Raw genomic sequence first — 23,841 nt, 5'->3', positions numbered from 1 at the left:
TTTAGCAACATACTGTTCAATTAATCCTCTTTACTTGGCGCAGTACCATGTTTCGTATGGATAAAAGTCGACCGTCCCGAACGAAAATGGATTATACTGCTTACCATCGCTAAAAATATACGTGGCAAGGTAAATATTGCCAGAAACAATTGCTTCGTATACATTTTTTTTGGAATGGCCAAAGCTAAGCTCATCATATACAAAGTAATTAAAAAAAACCATTTTAGGGAAGAAATGTCGACGACAAAAAACGAAATCAGCAAAAAGAGGGGAATAATACCAAGCATAATAATTCGCGGTGGCATAGACCACTGGAAAATTTTATCGATTAAAGCCCAATTCCCGGACACAAGTGCATGTCGCGTCTGTTTAATCGCAAGACAGAAGATATCGATTTGTGAAGCGATCCAACGTCGACGTTGTTTCGAGAAATCGTCACTATATTGAATTTTTTCGTCTAAAATGACAACATCTTCCAAATATATCGTGTTTATACGATCTAATAAGAGGAAATATTCTAAAAATTTATCTTCTCCCATCGATTTGATTGCTGCTATCCTTTGCTTAAACCAGTTAAAATCAAATGCCATACCCGAGCCAATCAACGCAGCAGGCAAACCAAGACGAGCATGTCCTAAACGAAAAATTGAATTATTAATTTCTTCGCTTACACCATCCAGAATTGCAGTCGCCGTTGTATTATTTTTAGCCGTACGATGGGTTTGTATAGCTTTCGCCCCAGAAGCAAAAGCATTATTCAGTTTGCTGAGAAAGTCAGGAAAAACAATATTGTCCGCGTCCATCACAACCACTACATCAAACAATTGTGTATCCAACCTAGACATTGCTGCTGTTAATGCTGCAGCTTTCGACCGCTGGCCTTCATCTGGATGAATAAGTGAAATACCCATTGCCCGAAGCTGATCGTTAGTACGATCTTCCATGGCATCCGAAATAACTACGATTTCCAACTTATCGGCAGGATAATTCTGTGCTTTAAAACGTGTAACGCTTTCTCTAATGACATTATCCTCTTTGTAAGCGGGAAATAATATGGCAAATCGCAGTGATGTATCGCTATCCGGGAAAATAATCTTTCTTCTTATTCGGGATGCGAACGCGAACAAAGCTACATAGCATACCCACAACGTGAATGCGAAGAAAAATAAAAAGTCAATGTACCAAAGGATTGTTATAAGCATAACAGGATATATTTATGAATGACTTACTACCATCAGCCAACGACAGGCAGACCAAACCCCTTTAACCATCGCCGCAGCCAGTTTGAATTTCAATTTAAACAAAAGTAAACACAAATGCATTGGAAAAGCCACCAAAATCAAATAACTAAGCGCTAGTAGCCGCAAACTATTTTTTCTTTGCCTATAGGCAAAAATTATTCTATTTCGCGTGATATAATAGATTTTAAGGGGGCTACCGATTCCAGTAGAAGCGCTCTCGAGATGGACGATCTGGGCTGCAGGAAAATAAAATAATTGAAAACATTTGGTAATGCTATTCGACCAATCCAACTCTTCATAATACAAAAAGTAGCATGTAGGCATTTTACCAATCCGCTCAATTACAGTCTTTGGAACAAACATAGCGGCACCATGAAAATAAGGAATCTGAACAATTTGATCGTATTGACCATGGTCTATTTCCCGATGGCCAATTTGTTTATTCCTGATCGTAATCGGAGTCAATGGAGTACTTCCTGCAAACTGAATTAAATTACGGGGTGTATGATACAATATTTTGGGAGAAAGCCCACCTACTTTTGGGTTCGCTTCGCAAAATGAAATCATGGATTCAATTTGTGAAGCAGCGTCTTTAGGTAATAAAGTATCGTTATTAATAAAATACAAATAATCGCCAGAAGCAATTTCCAGTCCTTTATTATTTCCGCCCGCAAATCCCAAATTTTTCGGCAAATGCGCTCCCTTCACCAAGGGATAACTGTGCCGAATCAATTGAAATTCGTCTGTATCCGAAGCGTTGTCAATAACAATGACTTCAAAACAAATGTTTCTGAGATTATCAAAGATTGTCTGCAACAGATTCATTGTATCAGGGGCACCATTAAAATTAACGGTAATAAATGAAACTTTAGGCTGAGATATTTGCTCCATTTCGTTCATTTTCTTGTAAATATGGGCACAACATCGCGATTGCCATTAAAATATAAATAGTTTCCCCTGTTGGGAATTGATGCAAGACTTCATTCCCATAACCAGCCAACATCATACCTGCAACACCGGCCGCTGCAGCACTACAAAATCCGCGAATCATGGGATCCTTTAACTTAAACCAAACAAGGTAAAAGCAAATCGCCAAACACGAAATCCAAATCAACAAATAGAGTACCAACCCAATTACGCCCGTCTCTACCCAGATAAAAACAAAAGAAGTATCTGTTGGAAGGCCATTTAAAAGATCTCCTTCGTTAGCATTCTTTGCGGCGCCCAAACCTAAACCAATCGGAAAATTACGCATAAATTTTTTCATTTTGGCCTGATTTTCCTTTCGTAAGTTAAAGGATGCATCCTCCTTAAATTGAAACGCTGTCCGCATCCTTCGAATGTCGGCGTTACTATTTCCAATAGTTGTTAGCGATAGGAAGCAAAAGACACCAATAAATAGCGTTGATCCTAATATCATGATTCGCCATTGTTTTAACAGCAGAATATAAAATGCATATCCAGCCATTGGAATTGCCATGGCAGAACGGGTGCCGGATATCAGCATACCGTACATCGCCAAAATAGTGACCGTAACGTACAAAATCCGCACGCTTCTATTTTTCTCATAGAAAAACAAAATGGAAAAAACGACCATTCCAAGCCCCATATGGCAGCCAAAATTAGCAGCATCGGTAAAAAATGAAAAATAGCGGACTCCACTATAGATGAGATGCGTATGAGCTCCAAGTGTATAAAGCCAAATTCTTTCATCTGTGTCCAACCCGATAAATTTTTGCCCAATTGCCTTTAGAGCCGCTAGTAATACTAAAATCGCCCAAAAAATAAAAAAAGATCTGAGCTTCGATTTATCTTTAAAAATATAATAGATTAAAAATTGAAATAAACACAAGTAAAGTGCCGTGCTCCGGATAGCAGCAATCCAGTTACCGAAGATACCATCCGGATTAAACACTTCAACCATACAGTAGGCCACCCAAGCTAAAGAGATAAAGAAGTACAATGGTATTTTCAGCTTAGCATTATAATTCCGATAAAGATGATTTAATGCGATTACAATAAAATTAAATAGGATCACAAGATCTACTAAAATACTCGGCGGCATGGGAATACGTACATAGCGTAATATACCCATGACGAAAAAACATACAGTAAATAAGAAAAGAAAACTAACAAAAGGATTCCGAATACAAATAATTAAAAAACAAAGAAGAAAAGGTGCGAGTGCAATTCCAACACTAGGCAAGAGACCTCCGGATACGGCCAAAAAAGTAATCAGCGCGCATCCTAGGACAGCTAATAGCTTTAAACCAATGTTATCAAAAAAAATTTCCTTCGCCATTTCCTTTTTGGTACAATCTAAGCTTTAGATGCAGTGATTCCCAATTGTGAAAATCTATATTCCAACTTTCTGAAGAAACTATAAGGTGGCAACATCCCCGTAAATGTCTCTGTAGCAAATCGATCCGCATTCATAAGACATATTAAAACAGGTACTGTTCCGCTTCGTTCAACGATCTCCTTAAATAATTCATCATCTTCCTCCTTCCATGCGGACTCTGCGTCCAACAACAATAGATTTACAGCTGCCTGAGAGAGGTAGAATGGGGGGACAGGGATATCAAATGCATTTGTATGACCTACAAGTGTGAAATCATTTTCGTCAAGCTTGATTCGTTCCAAGAGGGTTGATTCGATCAAAAATTCACGAGATTTGGCATTAAAGTCTTTTCCCTCTTGCAGAATACCCACCTTAAGGCCTATCGTATCCCATTCATCCCGAATATATTGCATGAGATTCCCACTATCAATCGTTTCATCTAACTTTAATATATTAATAAAATTGACAGCATTTCCTCGCTGATGGTAGTTGAACAACTGATTTGCCAAAGATTTTGATGCCATTCTTTTGATCTGCTCACTATATCGTCCCATTTTTTTATTCGGAAATGCGCCGACGGTATTTCCTTTTGTGACACGATCTGTTCGCTGCTTATCCCGTAAAGTTCGATCTAGCAATTCCAAGACCAGAATGCAGCCCAGTAAAAACGCCAGGGTCGCAAAATAAGAACCTATAACCAACATTTTACGTTTGGTTGGCTTGGAGTTAAGTGGATAAGTTGCCGGATTGATTACTTTTAATGTGGCAGCACTCATCTCCAAGCTCTTTAGGCGAAGCCGCGCGGCATTCAACCCACCCAAAACGGAAAGATAGCTCTGTTCAGTAAAATTAATACCGCGTTCTTGACGTTTGAGTAATGAACCTATTGGGGAGTAATGCGAGTACATTTTATCCAATTCACCTTTAAAATCATCCACTACTTTAATATCTGCTTGCGCCTGATCCAGTTTCAATAATTCGTCAACCCACAACGTCACATAATTTGCATTCGGATACCCATTTTTAGTATATTTCTGGCTGGAATAATCCTGAATAAAGTTGCGGAAATCCCGCTCCTGATTTTTTAATTTCGATTTAAGATCTTGAAGTGTCGACGCTGAATTTTTGACCGTGTTTAACGAATCAGACTGAGCGGATTCAATTTGTGAAATTGAATAATTTAAATCCGATATTTCATTCATCTTAGCCAAAAATTGCGCATTGTTTTTGATACTCTTAGTATTTGCATCAATTCCCGACTCTAATTGCGTTATACTCGCTTGCGCCCTGTTGCGTGCAGATAAGGCATCCTGTTTACGGATTTCGTAATCCTTATCCAAAATTGTAACAGCCTCGGTCTGTTTATCGTAATGAATAAGGCGGTTTTGCACATTGAATTTGGTAAGAGAATCCTCTTTCATAAATAAGTCTTTTCCAATGCGGGCCAGTTCCGCTTCGAAATACTTTATTACATTATTGGTATTACTATATTGAAGAGTTTTATATTCGTCCCCAAAAACCTCGCTCAGTATATTCAATGTTTGATAAGTGATGCCAGCATCATTATTTTCATAATAAACATGCAGAATATCACTATTATCGATCTGTTTAATATCTATTTTGCTTAAAGCTCCATAACTAAAATAGGGGTGATTCCAATTAAATAAGCCATAGACAAAATTCTTAGCATCCATCTTTTCGTACCTTTTTAAATTTTCTACCGTACGTTCTTCGGATGCTTTATCGATTAATTTTCTGACAGCAGGTGGTGTAATAGCTAACAGTTGACGGAAATGAGCACTAGAAATATAAATATTATCCTTCTCCGTATCCCCATTAATCATCGTTCTGGCGAATAGTTTTAAAGACACCACCCGCATCGTTTCTTTTGACCCGATGGTATTGATCACGTTTAACAATGAATTTTTAAGGATATTCCAGTCTTGCTTACCATCTTGGCTAAGATCAGTACCATTAGCAGAGATTATGCCTGTATAAATGGTCATGTCTGATTCGTATTGTCTATTCATATTTCTAGTGAAATAAATAACAATGCCCATGACCATCAATGGTAATACAATCAACCACCATTTAAATCTGTACAAAGATTTTATAATGTAAATCACTATACCCATCTTATTTACTGATAATTTTAGTTCGACTCAAAATTTCCAAATGTAAAAGCTCAGCTGTTATCGTGCTTTCTGTCAATTTATAAGCCTCATATGCTTCTACCTCCATCTTTTTAGCAGCGTTTAAATCAGAAATCGCCGCATGCCCATTAGCAAAATCAGCTTCTACTGTTTTTAATTGTGCTTCCGTTAATGTTAAATTTTCTGTTTTCTTTTTTAAGATGGACATTGCGTTGGTCAATTTAACATAAGAATCGATAATGCGGACTTTCTGTTCGTCAAACCATTTTTCCATTTCCAATTCAGTAGAACGACGTTGCATCTTTTGTCGTTTGACACGATTAGATCGATCAAAAACGTCATCAAATGGCACTGAAACTGTACCACTGACGAAAAGGGCGTTTTGCTTCGCCCCGGAATATTGGTAAAACAAGGGTGTATTTTGATCTGTGAACATTGAATTCACCCCTATATTTCCATATTGCCATGATCCACCAACCTTAAAATACTTTAACCAGCTTCTTTTCTCAGATTTTAGTAGATTATCCTGCTCCATCATCTTAGATTCAAACATCTCAACACTCGGGCTCCTTTTGGCATTCTCAAAAAGTTCCTCCAGCGAGGGAAGTAAAAGTTTCGTATAATCTAATCCTTCCGCTGGCAGGGGAACACTTTGCCCAAAACTGAGCGAACCAACAGTAATTAAGAATAAAAGCATCAGGATAATTTTCTTCATATTCAGACAACAACATTTTATAGACATGAGCCCGTTATATATTTTCATTTAATTATTTACCATTCCTAAAACTTAAACATCCGCTTTTTGGATAAATGCAGAAAAGGTTTTATACAAAATTTTCAAATCCATCCAGATCGAATAATTTTTGGCATAATTAATATCAAGCTGAATTCGTTCCTGGTCGGACATACTTCCATTATCTCCTCTTTTCTCCACTTGCCATAATCCCGTTATCCCCGCAGGCGCCATAAAACGTTCAACACTATCATCCGTTGTCAACATCTCGGCTTCATATAATGGTAATGGTCGATTTCCAACAATGGACATATCGCCTTTGAGTACATTAAATAATTGCGGAAGTTCATCAAGACTATATTTCCGAAGAATACGACCAACCTTTGTCACTCGTGGATCTTTCTCTAGCTTAAAGAAAGCTGCTTTTTTTTGCTTGTTGCCAGTATCTGCACCTTTGACCACCACCTCGTCGCCTATAAGCACATCTCGGAGATCATCTAAACTGAAATACTGGGCTTCATTACTGTCATGAATAGTAGAGGCATTTGAAACAACAGCTCGTGTTGTATCCGCATACTGGTTGAGCGCCATATATTCCTTCAATCGTTTATCTGCATCCGGATACATCGATCTGAATTTATAAAAATCAAACATAAAATAACCCGAACCGATCCGTTTGGATTTATATACCGCAGGCCCTTTACTTTCCAACTTAATTGCAAAATAAACGAATAAGAGAATGGGAGAAAGAAACAAGATTAAAATCAATGACACAACGATATCAAACATCCTTTTACCAAAAGGAATACTAATTTTAGGAAAAGAAGGTGTAATGGATTCAAATTTTTCAGTTTGCGCCGTAGCTTCAAAATATAAATGTATATATTTTTTTACTGATTGAAATACATCTCCATTTGCACGAGGGCTGATGGTGTTTGTAACCCCGGCATCAAAATAGGATTGTTTTTCAAAATGCGAAAAGTCATTTCCGACCAAAATAAGTAAAATATCCTTGCCATGCGTGGCCAGCTTGGCCAACTGTGCTAGATCTTTGGAGAGACTTTTACTTTTTTCGTAGAAGACTACCGAAAAAAATTGATCTTTTTGCTCCTGAAAATACATATTCATGGTCTCGAAAGAATTAAAAAATTTCAAATCCACGCCCAAAGTATCTTGGACTTGTTCATGAAAATAATCAAAAGTTTCGATATTATCACCAAAGTATATATAATCGCTATATTGAGGCATTATTTTAATGCTTTTTTAATCCGCAACTTGAGCTCAAGCGGATTAAAAGGTTTTAAAATGAAATCTTCCGCTCCCGCTTCAAGCAAGTTGATCCGTGTATTCGAATTATCTTCGCCAGACAAAAAGATAACAGGGATATCTTTCAGAAACTCGTTTTGTTTGATCATCAGCAGTAAATCGTAGCCATTCATTTCAGGCATTGTATAATCAGAAAGAATCAAATCGACCCCATTTCCATCTTTCAACCAATTATAAGCATCCAACGCATTATTGAAAAAGCGAAAATCGTAATCCGCGTTTAAGTACAACGTAATTAACTGCCCTATAGCCGGCTTATCATCAATTATTACAATCTTTTTTTTCATGGATCTCCTACGTTTTTTAACGGTAATTAACCAAACAAATTGTATGCTTTAAAAACAAAATTGATTAGTTTTAAGTACCCCATGAGAGGGGTACCCTTTTAGATATAGCCTTTTTTCCTCTTATAGCAATATTTTTCTATTTCACATACCAATTGGTATCCTGAGAACCGCCACTCAATGCCCAACTTTCAAATTTGGGATAAACACCGGTTATTTTTTTATATTCATTTGGATAAACAAACGACACAGGTATACATAATCCCCATGGCTCTCCTTTTGACGATCTAAAAGGATCATTAGCAGAGAGCTGTCCTTTTGCGGTTAGGTTCTCCACTAACGCTTTATTCATTTTATCAGTTGCTTTATATCCAACCAAATGAATTTCAGTTCGTGAACTTACTTTATATCCATTTGTAATAATAAAAGAGTTCAGGTCCGCAAAAGTAAAATTATCCAAAGGAGATGTAAATTCTATTGTGATCTCAGATTCAACCGGTTGAAAATTACCGTTTTGTGTTGAAATGAATTGTGTATCCGAAATACCAAATGCCTTATGCGCATCATCACATAATGTTACTACAGCATACTTTTGGTTAGATTCGACACCGTTGGAGCCCAATGGTAAGTTCTGTCCAACCAAATTCTCATTTGTATATTTTACAGATTTCACGTTGGTGGCCAATATACCATCCAACTGAATAGCTGCAGCAAGTCTATTTTTGGCGCCGACAGATCTAATTTTATTTACCAATTTGAGTTTAGTGATTTTATTTGCAGAATTTTGAACTTTTGTGATAGCCACATCCACCACAAAGTCATTCATATCATAATCTCCAATTGACGGCCAATTATCTTCAAAAGCATACGAATAAGTACCCAACTTAACTTCAGTCACCGTTTGGTCCGTTGGGTTACCACCAGAGGCATTATTACCACCAGCGTTACAGGAAGTACCTGCAATCACCACCGTTGATTTATCGTAAGGAACTATTTTTGCTGGGCTATTGACCACATAATAAGTATTATATTGCTCATTGGGCGTATGATCAGAGCAAGCAACCTCTACATTACCTGAGTATGTAATTGGCGTTCCCCCCTTTATTAGTTCAACCTTTTTCAAACGTGCCAGTGCTTGACCAGAGGAGGGCCCCATCAAATTGTTAGACCAAGTATCAAAAGTGACTTTAGTTGTAACATCCAATATAGACGAAGCAGCCAAATTTATCTTTGTTCCGGTAGCATTTAAATCTTCTAAACTTAATAATGAACCTGAAGCAATCGAGATCGTAGCCCCGTTTGTTTTCATAGTTTTAATTGTAGTATGACATACAGCCTCTAATGTTGCATTTGTAAAATCAGCGTTATTAACAGTAAGTGTTCCCTCATTTCTAACAATCGTTCCAGAAGTTGAACTACTTAACTTTTGAATTGTCGCTATACCGTAGTTTGTTAAACTTCCATTAGTTACTGTCGCCTCATTAACATCCAATGTTCCATAATTTATATAGAGCGAACTGTTTGTTGTTGTCATTTTAGACAAAGAAGCAGCGCCATAATTTTCAAACCTTCCGTTGGTATTTTGGGTAACATGAGCTAACTGAATTGAACCAGCTTGCGCCACTATTAATGTATTATTACCCCCCAAATTGAATTCATTGCCTGTATTTTTCCATACCCCCTGAACATATATTTTTACATTACTGGAACCATTATTAGCATTAATGGTACCTGTAAATGTTACTCCAGATTTGATGACATATGATTTATTTGATTCAACATATATAGAACCATTACCATTTATTTCAACAGCATCGCTAGGAACGACTACGGTTGCAGCTTCTGCAGTCGACGCTGCTGCCTTCAAGCCTCCACTGCCAAGCAAGGCAGACGATGTAGAACCACGCAAAACGCTCGCTTTGCTGCTTGATCCCGCTTTTGTACCATCGACGCTGATTGTATTTTGTTGCCCAACTTCAACCATACTGATTGCAGCAACACCCAGCGGAGAGGTTTCTCTCAAATAGATGTATTTCGCTACGGTGGGAACCATCAGCTTGCCAACGAAATCCTGACCAGATTTTGCCTGTCCTGCAGCCAAAAGGTTCGCTTCCGCACCAAGGGCTGGATCTTTATCAAAAATCTCTACCCGATAGAAGTATTTACCGCTAAATTTATCATCAACGGCAACGCGCACATCTACAGCTCGAGCCGAGCTCCACATAAAATCTGTTGGAACATTAACCCCATCTGGAAACAAGGACGAAGAATCGGAGCCAGTATCAGTTTCGTTGTACAAGTCTTTTACTTTTGAGCAACTTGCCCCAAAGAGCGTAATCCCTGCTAGACCCACCAAGAAGAGATTTAAGCATTTTCTGCTATACATAATTAAATAATAATAGATCAAATAATAATAAATCGATACAAAACAGCACCATCGTTGACCGAAACAGATTTTATACGTGGCTTTACAAATAATCTAAGCTAGAACTGTTTAAGCAAATATATAACTAATTTTAGGGAGTCTACTACAAAAATCGCAGCTACAGTGTAAATTGCAAATCTTGTAGCGGTTCAACTACAAGGCTACAAAAAAACATAATATAAACTACAAAAGAGATTATAACTAACACAAAGATGTTTACCTACTATTGCTGATTACTCTTTCGGTATTCTGTTGGTGTCACCATTGTTTCTTTCAGAAAAAAGGCGCTAAAGTTATTGACATCAGTATATCCAAGTTCCCAAGCAATCTCTTTAATGCTGAGGGAGGATTCAACGATTAGCTTTTTACTAATCCGCAGTAATTCTTCCATAATAACTCCTTTCGGCGTCACCCCTAGCGTCTCCTTGGTGAGATTGGTCAATTTTTTACTTCCTATATTTAATTGATCCGCGTAGAAAGCAACCTGTTTTTCCTTTTTTACATGTTTTTCAACAAGCTCCTGAAAACGTCGCACCAATGATACTTCCGTCCGCTGCCCCAGCAGTTCGCCCGATTGACGATCTTCTGCATATATAGCCGCCAGAAGCACAATCTGCTTCACGATATTATGTGCCAAATCCCGATAAATTGCCTGATTATAATTCTGCTTAGACAGTTTCAGCTGCATGCCTACAAATTCATAGTAGGTCGCGTATTCTTTGGGCACGCTAAGTGTTCGATAGGTATATTCACTTCTGTTAAATGACTTGAAGTTTCGAAGGAAGGCCGTATCAACCTCGGTACGTGCAAAAAAACTTTCCGAAAAATAGATAATCAAAAATGGGCGCTGTTCATTTGTGTTGGCTTCGATTTGTATCCCGCGCGGAATCAAAACTAGACTATATTCCTCAATCTCAGCGATCTGTTTATTGATCTGCATGCTACAGCCGCCACTTGACACAAAAAGAACGACATAGTTCTCTTTTGCTGTTGCATCCTTAATTTCCGAAGACTCCCGTTCTACACCAATAACCCGATGAACTCCAAATTCCATAATAATTATTTACAGCATGTAATGCCTGAAAAACATTTTACGTGCTTAGGCGTGAAGCAATTTAGTAAATAAATCCCGAACACAAAAACTCGCCTCATATTGTATCACAGTTTTATCTGTCTTCATTTTCAAGGCAACCTTATGGTAAGGAAGCAGGTATTCCCGTCATCAGAAGCACATTTCATACATTATTTTTCACAAATTATAATTGATAGATCAGCCTCCAAAAGCCATTAAGCGTTTTTTCTTTGCCACTAAGAGGCAATCCCACAGCCATACCGATAGCCAATTTGTTGTTAAGTCCTAACTTAATCTGGGGATGCAAAATTGTTCTTATCTCATCGGAAGAAATTTCCTGATTGACCTCAATACCGATAAAATGGTCTGTCTGTCCTTCTCCCCCTTCCGCGCGCCAAGATCCCGTACAAGATCATTATATAAAGGTTCGGCATGATGTACTTTATCGGGCAGGGATTTATTTTCTTGGGCAAGGCCAGCAATTGAAGTGGCGAGGGCACATATAAATAAACATGCGCGCAAGCACCGAGATGTAAGTTTATTGTTTTCCATATCACAAACCTCGATGTGAAATATGGAAAGACTTGGGAATGTTCTTTTCCTGCTTCAGTAAAGAAATAGCAAGGTATAATTCCTTAAGATATATTGATCATAAGCCCGACCAAACATACAATAATGCAGCGCAAAATGTTGGCACGATTAACCGTTAACACCGATTATCACTTACTTCCTCTTTTCCATCAGCAATCATCGCATTGACGTCGGCCATATCCCCAGCTTCCAAATGTTCAATATCTTCAGCCTGCTCTTCGGAGTAGCGATCAATAAAGAATGTACAGCCCATCGGAAAATGATCGGACCCAACAGAAGGATAAATAAACAATTTGTCGATAAATACGGTTGGACTATGAAACAATAGATCCAGAGGCACTCTGAAAAACCAATAATTGGCATGAAAGGTGGAAAGAACGCCACGTCCGATGCGTGCATCGATCAATCTGCTGGTTTTCTTGAACAAGAGCGAAGATTTGGCCCAGGCCACATTATTAAAATCTCCCGTGACAACTACGGGCATTTTGTAATCGCGCACCCGTTTAGCCACATTGAGCAGATCGCCATCCCTTTCTTTGGAAGTTTCCTCTTCTGTCGGACTCGGCGGCGGTGGATGCACAGCAAAAAAGATAAAACGATGTCCATCGGCAGTTTCCAGTTCAGCTTCAATACTGGGAATATCATCTGCTACAAAATAATGCACCTGACATTTGTTGATCTTCAGATTGGTATAAAAATGCATTCCGTAGGTATTGTCCAGCGTAACCTTCTCAAAATTGGGATAAGGCTTTTCCAGTACACGTAAGGCTTTTTCCCATGCGGCATCACTTTCCATGGTCAAAAAGATATTTGGCTTTTCTTCCCTTATAAGGTCAATAAAGCGATCATAAGCCGTATTGAATTGCAGTACATTACAGGAGATCACTTTGATACTATCAGATGCATCCTTGCCCTTTTCATATTTTTCGCGACGCCAAAATTTGGTGTAACGTATCAATAGATAGGCATGGTATACAATCAACGCCAACTGTACACCTTGCAACCACCATAGCCAGGGGTCTTCAGTCACAAGATAAAAGCCCAAAGCCAATGTGGGCACCTGAAATACCAGCAGCTGCAGCTTCACAAATTCAGCTACCCGAAAGATCCAATGCTGGCTTTGGGCAAAGGGTAATATACTCAGTAAAATTAATAACCCTGAGAAAACAGTATAGAAAATCAGCATATCGTTCGAGCAAACATTTTAAACAAACTTAAACAAATTACGGTTATTTCCAACAGACCATCATTTATCAAGCGCTCCTCAGCTATTAAATACCCAATTGCTCGCCCTTCATATAATCCACGCGTGTCATGGCTAATGCATTCGGGAAGTTCGTGTGGATATACGCAATCATTTGTTCCCGAATATAACAGCTTAGATAAAACAAAGCTAAAAATAAAAAATGATTGCTATTTCAATCATTTTAACTACTTTTGTTTATAATAGCGAACAAAAATAATATATGAGCTCTAAGAAACAAATCATTTTCCCTAAGTTAGCCAAACTTATGGAACAAGTAGGCGAAAATATTAAGTTAGCAAGAAAGCGTCGTAAATTAACAACTATTCAAGTTGCAGAGCGAGCTGGAATTGCGCGTTCAACCTTATACCTTATTGAAAAAGGAGATACAAGCGTCGCATTTGGCGCATATTTAAATGTGCTCCGAGTATTGGGGCTACAAAATGATGTCTTGCAATTAGCAGCAGACGATGATTTAGGAAGAAAACTACAAGATCTCGAATTATTAAAGTAGCAATCAATGGCACACAACAAGTTTGATATATACGTATATGCGCACTGGAAAGGGATGGCGGAGCCTAAACTTATAGGGACCCTCTCAGCACATTTTGCTAAAGGTAAAAAGGCATTCAGTTTTGAATACGATAAAATATGGTTGAAATCGGAGCAACTTCAAATCTTAGACCCTGAAATACAGTTTTTTTCAGGAACACAATATGCTAGCGAAAAAGGAAACTTCGGTATATTTCTAGACAGTATGCCCGACACTTGGGGGCGAACACTCATGAAAAGACGCGATGCTCAGTTGGCAAAGGGGCGTGGCGAAAAGCCCCCTTCTTGTATGATATTGATTTGCAGATAAGATTGGCATATCAAGAGCAGAAAAAGAATTAATGAGTAGAGCATTTAAAACACATTTCTAGATCATCCATCACCTACCCCTACTATTTTCAAGAGACCATCATTTATCAAGCGCTCCTCAGCTATTAAATACCCAATTGCTCGCTCTCCATATAATCCACCCTTGTCCTGGCTAGCGCATTCGGGAAGTTCGTGTGGATATACGCTATCATCTCCTCGCGGATAAAACAACGCAGGTCAAAAGCTTGCCCCGAATTGCGGCAGCTCATCAGGCAGCGGATCTCCATGGTACGCTCTTTAAAATCCGTTACCTGAAGCACATTGACTTTACCGTCCCAAAGGGGGTGTCCGGTAAGTAAGGCTGTCAATTTCTCACGCAATAGCTGCACAGGTACGGTAAAATCTGTATAGATAAATACAGTACCCAATATTTCAGAAGTCGTACGTGTCCAATTTTGGAATGGTTTTTCGATAAAATAGGTGATGGGCAATACCAAACGGCGTTTGTCCCAGATATTGACTACTACGTAAGTGAGATTGATTTCCTCCACACGCCCCCATTCCCCTTCAACAACCAAGACGTCATCCATTCGGATAGGCTGTGTAAAAGCAATCTGAAAGCCAGCAAGTAAATTTCCCAAGGACTTCTGTGCAGCAAAACCGATGATAATACCGCCAACCCCCACGCCAGTAAGCAAGCCAGCACCGATTTTCTGCATGCTATCAAAGCTTAATAGGATAATCGCCAAAGAAATTACGATGATGAGGGTGACGACCACTTTCCGGATAAAGACGATTTGCGTTCTAATCTTTCGTTCGCGCAGGTTATTCTCCTTATTGATATCAAAACGATGATAGAGATAATCTTCAAAAACCTTAATCCCCTGTATCAGCACAACAGCAAAGAAACCGACCAATAAAAGTTCATTGGTTTTGGTCACGACGCGGAGGGTCCTTTCGTTAAATTGTGCGAAAGGCAACAAACTGTTAAAGACAATTAATGGGATAAATACACTCAACACACGGTTAAAGCGACGGATAAAGGAACGGAAAAGGGAATACGATTCCTGTTCAATGGCCTGCCTGCGCAATAAAGGAATAAATATCAGCTTAATCAAAATACCAATCAAAAATGAAAATAGAATTAATGCAATATTCCAGAGCCATGCGGGCCATTTCTGTGAAAGTTGAATTAATGTTTCGTTCATCATACTGTTCTTTCTTTGTGTTAACACTTGTCTTTATTAAAGTATAACTGCTCAGCAGGGTTAACGTTTGTTTTATTTTGAGAAAGATTGGTTAAATAAACAGCAAAGAATACGGCCATGCACTTTGCTAAGCACATGAATGTTGATACGCCATAATAAAAAGACATGCACAATCCCAAAAATCAAGAATTCTTCAAAATAAAAATTAAAAAAAACATTATTACACAATAATATTAAGTGATAAAACCAAAAAAAACAATATTAATAAGCATAAACGGAAAAATAAAATGAAAAAAAGAGCAATTATATGCTAAAACAAAAGAAATAGAGGCAAAAAGAAGTGAAAAATCAAATAAAAATAAATTTTTATCAAAAAAAACAAATAAAAAACAGATTAAATTTTGCAAAAAACAATAATATACCCTATATTTACAACACCTTAATAGGTTTATAATTGGTTATTTAAAGGTTTTCATCTCCCCGATTGAAAACCTTTTTTTTTATTTTATATTTAACCATCAAAAAATATGTTCTTTGAACATTCTTTACAGCAAAATCCAATCAATCTCTAGCAAATCACCACAAATATGTCCAAGAATTTGATCCCCTTAACTTAAATTATCAGCATTAACAGATAAGACTATCCTCGAACAGCCTTTTGGTATGTTTTTTGAGCCCAAAGAGCCAATGACAGACAGGTGACTAACTTTATGTAGTGCATTACTTAAATATACTATGTAAGAGGTAATCTCCGTTTATTAAGAAATTTAAAAGATGCGGAACATCAAACTTTCCAAAAAAAATTAAACCAACAATATAGATAAACAATGAGCAAGAAAAAAGACAATTCTAGATGGCTAAATGTGGCCATATCCTGGGGAGCGAGTATCGTCATCATTGGGGTACTATTTAAGATTCTACATATCGGTGGCACCACAGCCAATTATATGATCGGAATCGGTTTGGCTGTAGAAGCCTTCCTATTCTTTTTAATGGGCTTTAATCCCCCTCCTGCAGAACCAGACTGGACACGTGTCTATCCTGAATTGGACGATAATTTTACTGGGGAGCTACCTCAAAGAGGAAAAACTGTGGTTGCCCAACCTGCAGGCCCATCGGCCACAGCTGCTTTGGACAAAATGTTCGCCGATGCAAATATTGAACCCGCAAGCATTGAAAATCTCGGTCGTGGCCTACGTGATTTCAGCGAAAAAGTATCCGCTATCAATAAGCTGTCCGATGTTTCACTTGCGACAGAAGAATTCACCCATAAGCTCCGAACAGCAACTTCTAAGTTTGATAACCTGAGCCTAGCGTTTGAAAAAGCTTCGCAAAACCTAGTCGCCATGTCGAATACCTCTGGCGATACGTCCAACTACCACGAACAGGTAAAAAGTTTGACAACCAACCTAAGCCAATTAAATGCGATGTATGAACGTGAGTTACGCGATTCGGCCTCACATTTACAATCGATGAACAAGTTTTATGAGAACCTAAGCTTTACTATGCAGAACTTCAACGAATCGCTGGATGATTCCAAAGCATTTAAAGATGAAGTGGGCAAGCTAGCAAAAAACCTCAATGCCTTGAATGCCATTTATGGCAACATGTTGAGCGCGATGAATCAGCCGCGTGTGTAATTAATTCTTGTATTACTTAAATCAAAAACAATGGCATTAGGAAGAGAAACTCCAAGACAAAGGATGATTGGCATCCTCTATCTGGTCCTGCTCGCCTTATTGGCGCTCAATGTACCGGATTCCATCTTGGATGCATTCAAAAATATCAATAACAGTCTCGAAACATCCAAATCGAATGTGAGCACAGCCGTTCAACAACTGTTCGCCGCGTTCGAAAACACCAAGTTAAAAGAAGAACCCGCACGTGCCAAACCAATCTACGACAAGGCAAAAAAAGCGCAGGCTATTATTGGAGAACTCAATCAATATATTGGTTCTTTAAAAGAAGAGTTCGTTAAACAAGGTGGTGGATACGATGAAGAAAAGGGCGATCTGGCCCAACGTGAAAACGAAGACATTTCACCGAATCTGATGATCAATGAGAAAAAAGGAACCGTCTTAAAAGACAAAATCAATTCAACACGTACCAAACTGTTGGCCCTACTGACACCTGAAGAACAAAAGATGGTCTCGTTCTCTTTGGAGGCTAAAGATCCGGAGAAATCTATAAACGGTAAAAAATCCTGGGAAGAAATTAATTTCGGCAGTGGTACACCTTTGACCGCAGCGATGACTATTTTAACCAAAATTCAGACCGATGCACAGAATGCAGAGTCCGACGTGGTCAAACTTATTTTAGGTAAAATGGATCAGGCCGTTGTGAACTTAGACAAATTTGCAGCAGTTGCTGTTGCCCCGACCTCCTATTTGGTCCAAGGGCAACCTTATAAAGCCGAAGTGTTTTTGACGGCATCCGATTCAAAATCTGAACCGGCCATTTCTGTTAATGGATCATCACTTCAGGTGGTAGATGGAAAAGGTGTTTATTCGGTCAATACCAGTCGGGAAGGTATCTATACCTGGACCGGTGTGATCAAAGTAAAACAAACCGATGGATCCTACAAAGAATATCGGACCCCTGTACAAACCTACCAAGTTGCACGTCCTTCAGCGGTCGTATCGCCAGACAAAATGAATGTACTTTATATCGGTGTGAACAACCCTATTTCGGTATCCGCGCCGGGTACTCCCACAGATAAAGTCCGTGTCAGTATGAGTGGTGGTAGTATTTCCAGTGCCGGTGGTGGTAAATATAATGTGAAGGTAAGTTCACCGGGTACAGCACATATTTCAGTATCCGCGGAGGTAGCACCTGGAAAAACACAGACCCTGAGTTCGACAGAATTCCGTGTGAAACGCATTCCGGATCCTATTGCCAAGTTTGCTGGTAAAACAGGCGGTTCGATGGCTACTGTGGCACTTAAAGCGCAGAATGCTCTTTTTGCAAAACTGGATAACTTTGACTTTGATGCTACCTTTAAAGTTACCAAGTTTACCATGATTATTGCCAAACCACGCGCAGACGCCATCGTTTTGTCGACTTCGGGCGGGCAACTGAGTTCAAGCATGTCATCTGCATTAAATGGAATTGTACCTGGCACACGCGTCATCTTTGACAATATCGTTGCTGTGGGTCCAGATGGAACTTCCAGACAGCTCAATGCAGTTGCTTTGACTGCAAATTAATGTAAACGACCTACATCTACTTAACAAGCAACTGCCCCTGCATAGAATGCAGGGGCAGTTGTTAACAAACGTAAGCCCTGCTCTTTCTGGGAGCAGGTTTTTTTATTCAGATAAAATGCGATATAATTCTAGGTTTAGGTAATACACGTTACGGCTCACCGCACGTTTTTCGAGTACGCCTATATCGGAGAGCTGATCAAGATATTTGCGAGCCGTATTTTCGGCATAGACCCCCTGATCCGTTAAGTGTTTAACACGTGTAAAAGGTTGCGTGAATATAGCTTCTACCAAGAGTTCGGGCCGCATTATATCTCCTTTTTGGACAATAGCATCTAATATCGCATCTTTGGCCGCAATAATATCATTGATTTTGTTATAGGTCAATATCGCGGTTTCCTCTACAGCTTTCAACATATACAAAATCCAATTTTTCCAGTTACCCCGCTGAGAAACACCAGCAAGACCATCGTAGTACGCTTCTTTATGCTCCATGATATATCGGCTCATAAATAAGATGGGGTAATCGAGCAAGCCCTTCTGTGTCAGATAATGATTATTAAATATACGTCCCGTACGGCCATTGCCATCCCTGAAGGGATGAATTGCTTCAAACTGGAAATGTCCAATGACCATTTTTAAAAGTGGATCCAAAGGATATTTTGTATCATTATTGAGAAATTCAATTAAATTATCCAGCTTTTGTTCTACCAATCCTATCCCTCTTGGGGGCGTATAATGTGCTATTCCTGCGTTTGGTCCAGATCCCCCTTGCTTGATATAGATCTGTGCAATGGGCGTTCTTATACCGTCAGAGAACTGACTAACGATGCGATACATGCGGATAAAATAATCGCGGTCAATGATTCCCCCATTGGATAGATAATGATACCCATCCCACAGTGCTTCGCGATAATTTAGAATTTCTTTGGTGGCTCCTTGTATCTGTTGCTGCTGAGACTCACTGAATGCTTGATACAATTCATCGTCTGTCGTAAAGATATTTTCTATCGCACTCGAAGCCTTAGCCTCTTGCAAACTAATGGAATTGATTAAAATACCCTGGTTTGGTATGACAATACTTTCCCCCTGTAGACGGCCTATTGCCGCTTTAGCATTTCCCAGTTGCGCATATATTTGGACAGTCTGATAGTATTCGGGAGCTATCGGCAATTCAGGAAGCCCATTCCATGGGGTATTTCTATCGGGACTAATAATATAATGCCATATGACAAATATACCAAGCTTACCTTAAAAAACACTATATTTTAAGGTAATACCTATTTTAGGCCTTAAAGTTGCTATTTAGCAGATTCATCGCCTTAAAAAACATTACATTTTAAGGTAATACCTATTTTAGACCTTAAAGCGGTATTCAGGCACCCTCGTGATCCGCGACAACATAGTAGCTGTCGGTACAGATTAAACTTCCAGACAGCTCAACGCCGTTGCTTTGACGGCAAATTAATGTAACCGACCTACATCTACTTAACAAGCAAATGCCCCTGCGTAGAAACAGGGGCATTTGTTTTTTGTGGTCATTCGCCCCTCATATTTACTGTTCACCCCTCATATTTGCCATTCACCCCTCAATTTACAGCTGTACCTCTGGTAGCATCGTCCGCACGAAAGAAGTATCAGCAGGGTTGACATTAGTTCTCGTTCGAACATGAACACAATTCTACCAGTAAAATTTTATGTCTTTAAAATCAATCATTATATTTAATAAAATAAACCATAGTTAAAACCACTAAAAAGAAATACAATTTGACACCTATTGAGGAGAAGATAATACAAGATGCTTTTTCAAAAGTGCAGGAATTTTATAGGCAGCATGGACGCTCCCCTGTACGCCGTGAAATGGAAAATATCAATACAATTGCCCGGCGCCATTTTGGCACCTGGAACAATTTTATTCTTGAGGCTGGTCTTAAACCCAATGTAAACAAGACGCCCGAACAAATTAAACCCGAATTATTGGCCTTATTAAACGACTTCTACAATGAGCAGGGCCGCATACCGATGAACAAGGAGTTTTCATCAAAAGCCACAAGCATCAATAAATATTTCGGCTCATGGAACAAATTTATTGCAGCGGGAGGTTTTGATCCCAATGACCGTCGGGTACCATCTATCGGAAAACTCAAAAATTCACTGGTCAGATTCTATATCAAACACCATCGCTCCCCAACTATTTCAGACTGTCTCCGTAAAAATGGACTATATAATGATCAATCATACATTACCCATTTTAAAGTCAATAAATGGGCCGACGTCCTTGAATATGCAGGATTGAACGCCTACTTTAGAATAACCACCATGACGGAATCTGAGGCGAAAGAAAATGTGATCAGGTTGATAAAAAAACATAAAATTAAATATTACAAAGATTACCAACGCCTTAAACCCGATAATTACCCATCCGTGTGGTACATTAAAGAAAAATTCGGATGGAATAATTTATGTTATATAGCCGGAACAAAAATTCCTGTCACCAAATTCAGCATAAAAGATCATTATCTGAGTTTGGCAAAAGAACTGAAGCGCACACCAACGACTAAGGAACTAGAAGCCAAAATGGGGGTTACCTCAGGGGCTATGGTCTGGAAAACAGGCCTTCCACTCAATAAATTTTTGCAGTCCGTTGGTCTGAAACCAGCCCGCCAGTCCCCCTGTAAGTGCAAACTGAGCAAAAAAGAGCTAGCCGACCTCTATAAACGTAAAAGTATCGAACATGGTTACACCAACGGTATGCCACGCTCAAAACTAACCGAACTAACAGGCTACACCAGAGATATTTACGAAAGTCGTTTTTTTAATATGAATGGACTACGTCTGGTCTGCGGTTTCGAACTAATACCAGCAAGAAGCAAAGCATATTCCGAAGAGGAGCTACGCAATATCCTCAAAAAACCACGATACGCAAAAAAGAGTTAAAGATTAAGATCCACCTTAAAAAGTTCATTTTAAGGTGGATTCTAATTCTGGTGGAGTCCAATACAAGCTATTTCTTCCTGAACATACGATTTAACCATCGGCTCAATAGAAAGCTGACGAGTGTCCCGACAAGGGCAGTCAATGCACTGTACAATAGTCCGCCCACGGAGAACGAAGCCCATAGCCCGCAAATAGTGCCGCCAATTGTTGAAAGTTTAACATCACTCCAGCGCATCCGCCCCTCCTTTCCCGCGGGTCCGTTTAACCGCCTTTTTATCCATATCGGGATGATCAGCCTGTGGGCTATAATCCAGTACATCAACTTGGCTCCGTCCGTCCGGCATATTTGCCGAAGCTGTCCGCTCTTCTGTCGCTGGTTCGCCCGTATCCTTTTCCAGGACCGAGTCCACAATACCAAGCCCGAGCGCGATATATTTAGCGATATTCAACGCCTTATTTGGCAACTTAACAGGCGCCAGCAGGATCACCTGTAGGACCTTTGTAATTTTATCTATGATTTTTTTCATATCTCATTTGTATTTAACTCGCGTTAGGCTGTAAACTTGTTCTCGATCGTTAAGGTGACTTGCCCCATTTTTACCTGTTCAATAATTGTCTCATACAACTGTTTATAGGCTTCGGCCGACTGATAGACACCCCAATCGTCATTACTTTTATGAAAATAGGTTCCGACCAGCAGGCAGCCTTCCGTATCTTCATGCGTATTGCCGATATGAATATAAACGAGACTGAAATTGGGGATAGCACTAATTTCGATCATCCCCTCGTGCATATCCGGGAAGCGCTTTTTGTAAGCGGTATTCATCCCGCCCTTCCTGTTGATCCCGAGTTTGTAGGTTCCCGCAGGAATAGCTGTCCGGCCCTTTATCTTTACATCGCGCACGGTGTCTTCAAGACCATAACACTGGAAGGTTCCGTTGATGTAGAGTTCGGACAGGGTACTATTATTCCCCTGCCGAACACGTTTGAGTGTCAGTTCCATACGTTACGGATTGCCATATACTAATTCATAGGTATATTCATGCCCGGGCGTATCCGTTAGGGTTACCCGGTACTTCGCGTTTTCGAAATTCGAATTATCGGCCTGCACCTGGTACATCCAAGATATCCCTTGTCCGTCCATGTCCTGCGCCATCCCTACTTCCAGCTCCAAGTCATTTGCATCGAAAATTCCGACCTGTACTTTCACCACCTTCATCACATCCTTTACCATAAATAAAATCTGATCCATGGCATTGCCTTGGTAACCACTATCGTCCCAACGACGAATGACCGGTGCCGTAAAGTAATCTTTAAAGGCTACATTGAAGGCGGTCTGGTTGATATTAGCCTTGGCCTGGTAGGCCGCCTTTAGGTCAGGATCCTGTATCGCCGTACGTGCATACAACGAAGCATCCATAAAGCGATTTTGTACATCAAGCTGTTTAACTGTGGGTGCTTTTTTATTTTGAAAAGTCGGTCTACGGGCGATGATTGTCTGATCGCCACGTTGCCGAAATACGAGCATCTTGCCTACTGTCCCTGATGCTCCCTCCATGACGACATTACCTTTTGATTTTGCCATTACTTGTGTTTTTAATGTTAAATAATCTGTTGACCGTCACAACAAAGGGCGCCCATCATTGCGTTGACGATACAAATATGCACTCGAAAGCAAGCGATGTCAATAGCTACAGGTAACTGCGGTGAAATACGGTAGAATACGATGGAAAACGCTTAAATACGACACCTGCACATGGGTTATCCTTGAGCTTAACAAGGGCTAAGGTAGGGTGATCGTTTAGTCGAGGTAGTGTGTTTCTTGTGTCAAGCTAGAGTGAAGCGTAAAATTGCCCAGATCCGGCACTTCTAAAATCCGGGCAATTGTCTCTTCCACGCTACTTGTACTTTTTAGGGTTTGCCTTAATATAGGCAATGATTTCATTTTTAAAGTAATAATCCTTACCGTCCAGATTGTAGCCTGGGAGCTGGGGTTTGATCTGCCCCAATTTGGTATCCCTGATATGCAGTAATTCTTTTATATCGGTATTATCCAATAGTTCGGACGTTGTATTGATCAGGTTTTGGCTTACCTGGCGCGCTTCCTTGGCGATCACCTGCACCGCCTGTACGAGCGCGCGTAGTTCGGATCTTACTTCTTCAAAAAATTTTTCCATAATCTTAGTTTATTTTGACTATCATTCGGTTTATTAATTCAGTTTA

21 protein-coding genes are annotated in these 23,841 nt (G+C 39.5%); 5 read left to right on the top strand and 16 right to left on the bottom strand.

The genetic code is table 11. The features are described 5' to 3' along the window. Positions 1-20: 20 nt before the first annotated feature. The 10 genes from L1283_RS05035 to L1283_RS04990 all read right to left on the bottom strand — a co-directional run bounded on the left by L1283_RS05035 (position 21) and on the right by L1283_RS04990 (position 13,352). Positions 21-1,202 (bottom strand): glycosyltransferase family 2 protein, encoded by a 1,182-nt coding sequence (locus tag L1283_RS05035; RefSeq protein ID WP_312906010.1) that lies wholly within the window; start codon positions 1,200-1,202, stop codon positions 21-23. Between the two features lie 12 nt (positions 1,203-1,214). Then, positions 1,215-2,132 carry a glycosyltransferase family 2 protein gene (locus tag L1283_RS05030; protein WP_312906012.1) on the bottom strand — a complete coding sequence of 306 codons (918 nt, stop codon included), beginning with the start codon at positions 2,130-2,132 and terminating at the stop codon, positions 1,215-1,217. Then, positions 2,110-3,336: an O-antigen ligase family protein gene (locus tag L1283_RS05025; RefSeq protein ID WP_313239325.1), complete on the bottom strand. Its 1,227-nt coding sequence runs from the start codon at positions 3,334-3,336 to the stop codon at positions 2,110-2,112. Before L1283_RS05025 ends, L1283_RS05030 begins: the two co-directional genes overlap by 23 nt. Positions 3,337-3,560: 224 nt before the next feature. After that, the gene (locus tag L1283_RS05020; RefSeq protein WP_429625924.1) at positions 3,561-5,612 is read right to left on the bottom strand and encodes a hypothetical protein; all 2,052 of its coding nucleotides are present in this window, start codon (positions 5,610-5,612) and stop codon (positions 3,561-3,563) included. A gap of 106 nt (positions 5,613-5,718) precedes the next feature. Continuing rightward, positions 5,719-6,450 carry a TolC family protein gene (locus L1283_RS05015; protein WP_157698344.1) on the bottom strand — a complete coding sequence of 244 codons (732 nt, stop codon included), beginning with the start codon at positions 6,448-6,450 and terminating at the stop codon, positions 5,719-5,721. A 72-nt stretch (positions 6,451-6,522) separates the two neighbouring features. After that, positions 6,523-7,716 (bottom strand): sugar transferase, encoded by a 1,194-nt coding sequence (locus L1283_RS05010; RefSeq protein ID WP_313261862.1) that lies wholly within the window; start codon positions 7,714-7,716, stop codon positions 6,523-6,525. Further along, a complete protein-coding gene (locus L1283_RS05005) occupies positions 7,716-8,081 on the bottom strand; it encodes a response regulator (protein WP_088159916.1) in 366 nt (121 codons plus the stop codon). The genes L1283_RS05010 and L1283_RS05005 overlap by 1 nt, the downstream gene beginning before the upstream one ends. 136 nt (positions 8,082-8,217) lie before the next feature. Beyond that, entirely contained in the window at positions 8,218-10,464 is a 2,247-nt protein-coding gene (locus L1283_RS05000) for an LruC domain-containing protein (protein ID WP_429625922.1), read from the bottom strand. A 262-nt stretch (positions 10,465-10,726) separates the two neighbouring features. Further along, on the bottom strand, positions 10,727-11,557 hold the full coding sequence (locus L1283_RS04995) for a helix-turn-helix domain-containing protein (protein WP_313261858.1): 831 nt from the start codon (positions 11,555-11,557) through the stop codon (positions 10,727-10,729). A 724-nt stretch (positions 11,558-12,281) separates the two neighbouring features. Then, a complete protein-coding gene (locus L1283_RS04990) occupies positions 12,282-13,352 on the bottom strand; it encodes an endonuclease/exonuclease/phosphatase family protein (protein WP_429625920.1) in 1,071 nt (356 codons plus the stop codon). Positions 13,353-13,632: 280 nt separating this feature from the next. Between L1283_RS04990 and L1283_RS04985 the strand changes: the two genes are divergently transcribed. Both L1283_RS04985 and L1283_RS04980 read left to right on the top strand, forming a co-directional pair. Further along, positions 13,633-13,923, top strand: coding sequence for a helix-turn-helix domain-containing protein (locus tag L1283_RS04985; RefSeq protein ID WP_070570037.1), 291 nt, complete (start codon positions 13,633-13,635; stop codon positions 13,921-13,923). 6 nt (positions 13,924-13,929) lie between these two features. Next, positions 13,930-14,271, top strand: a complete 342-nt coding sequence (locus L1283_RS04980) for a HipA N-terminal domain-containing protein (RefSeq protein ID WP_208734241.1) — start codon at positions 13,930-13,932, stop codon at positions 14,269-14,271. Between the two features lie 124 nt (positions 14,272-14,395). Here the strand turns inward: L1283_RS04980 and L1283_RS04975 are convergent, their stop codons facing one another. After that, positions 14,396-15,481, bottom strand: coding sequence for a mechanosensitive ion channel family protein (locus tag L1283_RS04975; RefSeq protein WP_232475655.1), 1,086 nt, complete (start codon positions 15,479-15,481; stop codon positions 14,396-14,398). Positions 15,482-16,305: 824 nt separating this feature from the next. Between L1283_RS04975 and gldL the strand changes: the two genes are divergently transcribed. Both gldL and gldM read left to right on the top strand, forming a co-directional pair. Next, positions 16,306-17,118, top strand: coding sequence for a gliding motility protein GldL (gene gldL / locus L1283_RS04970; RefSeq protein ID WP_088159910.1), 813 nt, complete (start codon positions 16,306-16,308; stop codon positions 17,116-17,118). Positions 17,119-17,148: 30 nt separating this feature from the next. Then, a complete protein-coding gene (gene gldM, locus L1283_RS04965) occupies positions 17,149-18,684 on the top strand; it encodes a gliding motility protein GldM (RefSeq protein WP_088159909.1) in 1,536 nt (511 codons plus the stop codon). 102 nt (positions 18,685-18,786) lie between these two features. Here gldM and L1283_RS04960 read toward each other — a convergent pair whose 3' ends face one another. Next, positions 18,787-19,854: a Fic family protein gene (locus L1283_RS04960; RefSeq protein ID WP_429625917.1), complete on the bottom strand. Its 1,068-nt coding sequence runs from the start codon at positions 19,852-19,854 to the stop codon at positions 18,787-18,789. Positions 19,855-20,448: 594 nt separating this feature from the next. Between L1283_RS04960 and L1283_RS04955 the strand changes: the two genes are divergently transcribed. Beyond that, complete coding sequence (locus tag L1283_RS04955; protein WP_286727777.1) at positions 20,449-21,618, top strand: homing endonuclease associated repeat-containing protein; 1,170 nt, start codon at positions 20,449-20,451, stop codon at positions 21,616-21,618. Between the two features lie 221 nt (positions 21,619-21,839). Here L1283_RS04955 and L1283_RS04950 read toward each other — a convergent pair whose 3' ends face one another. The 4 genes from L1283_RS04950 to L1283_RS04935 all read right to left on the bottom strand — a co-directional run bounded on the left by L1283_RS04950 (position 21,840) and on the right by L1283_RS04935 (position 23,795). Then, positions 21,840-22,145 carry a hypothetical protein gene (locus L1283_RS04950; RefSeq protein WP_286727775.1) on the bottom strand — a complete coding sequence of 102 codons (306 nt, stop codon included), beginning with the start codon at positions 22,143-22,145 and terminating at the stop codon, positions 21,840-21,842. A 23-nt stretch (positions 22,146-22,168) separates the two neighbouring features. Further along, positions 22,169-22,621, bottom strand: coding sequence for a DUF5675 family protein (locus tag L1283_RS04945; RefSeq protein ID WP_201639822.1), 453 nt, complete (start codon positions 22,619-22,621; stop codon positions 22,169-22,171). A gap of 3 nt (positions 22,622-22,624) precedes the next feature. Beyond that, positions 22,625-23,203 (bottom strand): hypothetical protein, encoded by a 579-nt coding sequence (locus tag L1283_RS04940; RefSeq protein WP_281047749.1) that lies wholly within the window; start codon positions 23,201-23,203, stop codon positions 22,625-22,627. Between the two features lie 313 nt (positions 23,204-23,516). Continuing rightward, entirely contained in the window at positions 23,517-23,795 is a 279-nt protein-coding gene (locus tag L1283_RS04935) for a hypothetical protein (RefSeq protein WP_145328136.1), read from the bottom strand. Positions 23,796-23,841 lie beyond the last annotated feature (46 nt).

It is taken from the genome of Sphingobacterium sp. HSC-15S19, from assembly GCF_050433745.1.
Classification (GTDB): domain Bacteria; phylum Bacteroidota; class Bacteroidia; order Sphingobacteriales; family Sphingobacteriaceae; genus Sphingobacterium; species Sphingobacterium siyangense.
Note: the sequence above shows the minus strand (reverse complement) of the source record. Positions and strands in the feature narration are given on the sequence as shown.

Bases quoted from the DNA above. Each gene is read 5' to 3' on its own strand.
- L1283_RS04940 (WP_281047749.1), bottom strand. From the start codon at position 23,203: ATGGCAAAATCAAAAGGTAATGTCGTCATGGAGGGAGCATCAGGGACA.
- L1283_RS04975 (WP_232475655.1), bottom strand. From the start codon at position 15,481: ATGATGAACGAAACATTAATTCAACTTTCACAGAAATGGCCCGCATGG.
- L1283_RS05010 (WP_313261862.1), bottom strand. From the start codon at position 7,716: ATGCCTCAATATAGCGATTATATATACTTTGGTGATAATATCGAAACT.
- gldL (WP_088159910.1), top strand. From the start codon at position 16,306: ATGAGCAAGAAAAAAGACAATTCTAGATGGCTAAATGTGGCCATATCC.
- L1283_RS05035 (WP_312906010.1), bottom strand. From the start codon at position 1,202: ATGCTTATAACAATCCTTTGGTACATTGACTTTTTATTTTTCTTCGCA.
- L1283_RS05025 (WP_313239325.1), bottom strand. From the start codon at position 3,336: ATGGGTATATTACGCTATGTACGTATTCCCATGCCGCCGAGTATTTTA.
- L1283_RS05000 (WP_429625922.1), bottom strand. From the start codon at position 10,464: ATGTATAGCAGAAAATGCTTAAATCTCTTCTTGGTGGGTCTAGCAGGG.
- L1283_RS05015 (WP_157698344.1), bottom strand. From the start codon at position 6,450: ATGAAGAAAATTATCCTGATGCTTTTATTCTTAATTACTGTTGGTTCG.
- L1283_RS04945 (WP_201639822.1), bottom strand. From the start codon at position 22,621: ATGGAACTGACACTCAAACGTGTTCGGCAGGGGAATAATAGTACCCTG.
- L1283_RS05020 (WP_429625924.1), bottom strand. From the start codon at position 5,612: ATGAATAGACAATACGAATCAGACATGACCATTTATACAGGCATAATC.
- gldM (WP_088159909.1), top strand. From the start codon at position 17,149: ATGGCATTAGGAAGAGAAACTCCAAGACAAAGGATGATTGGCATCCTC.
- L1283_RS04980 (WP_208734241.1), top strand. From the start codon at position 13,930: ATGGCACACAACAAGTTTGATATATACGTATATGCGCACTGGAAAGGG.
- L1283_RS04990 (WP_429625920.1), bottom strand. From the start codon at position 13,352: ATGCTGATTTTCTATACTGTTTTCTCAGGGTTATTAATTTTACTGAGT.
- L1283_RS04985 (WP_070570037.1), top strand. From the start codon at position 13,633: ATGAGCTCTAAGAAACAAATCATTTTCCCTAAGTTAGCCAAACTTATG.
- L1283_RS04995 (WP_313261858.1), bottom strand. From the start codon at position 11,557: ATGGAATTTGGAGTTCATCGGGTTATTGGTGTAGAACGGGAGTCTTCG.
- L1283_RS04935 (WP_145328136.1), bottom strand. From the start codon at position 23,795: ATGGAAAAATTTTTTGAAGAAGTAAGATCCGAACTACGCGCGCTCGTA.
- L1283_RS05030 (WP_312906012.1), bottom strand. From the start codon at position 2,132: ATGGAGCAAATATCTCAGCCTAAAGTTTCATTTATTACCGTTAATTTT.
- L1283_RS04950 (WP_286727775.1), bottom strand. From the start codon at position 22,145: ATGAAAAAAATCATAGATAAAATTACAAAGGTCCTACAGGTGATCCTG.
- L1283_RS05005 (WP_088159916.1), bottom strand. From the start codon at position 8,081: ATGAAAAAAAAGATTGTAATAATTGATGATAAGCCGGCTATAGGGCAG.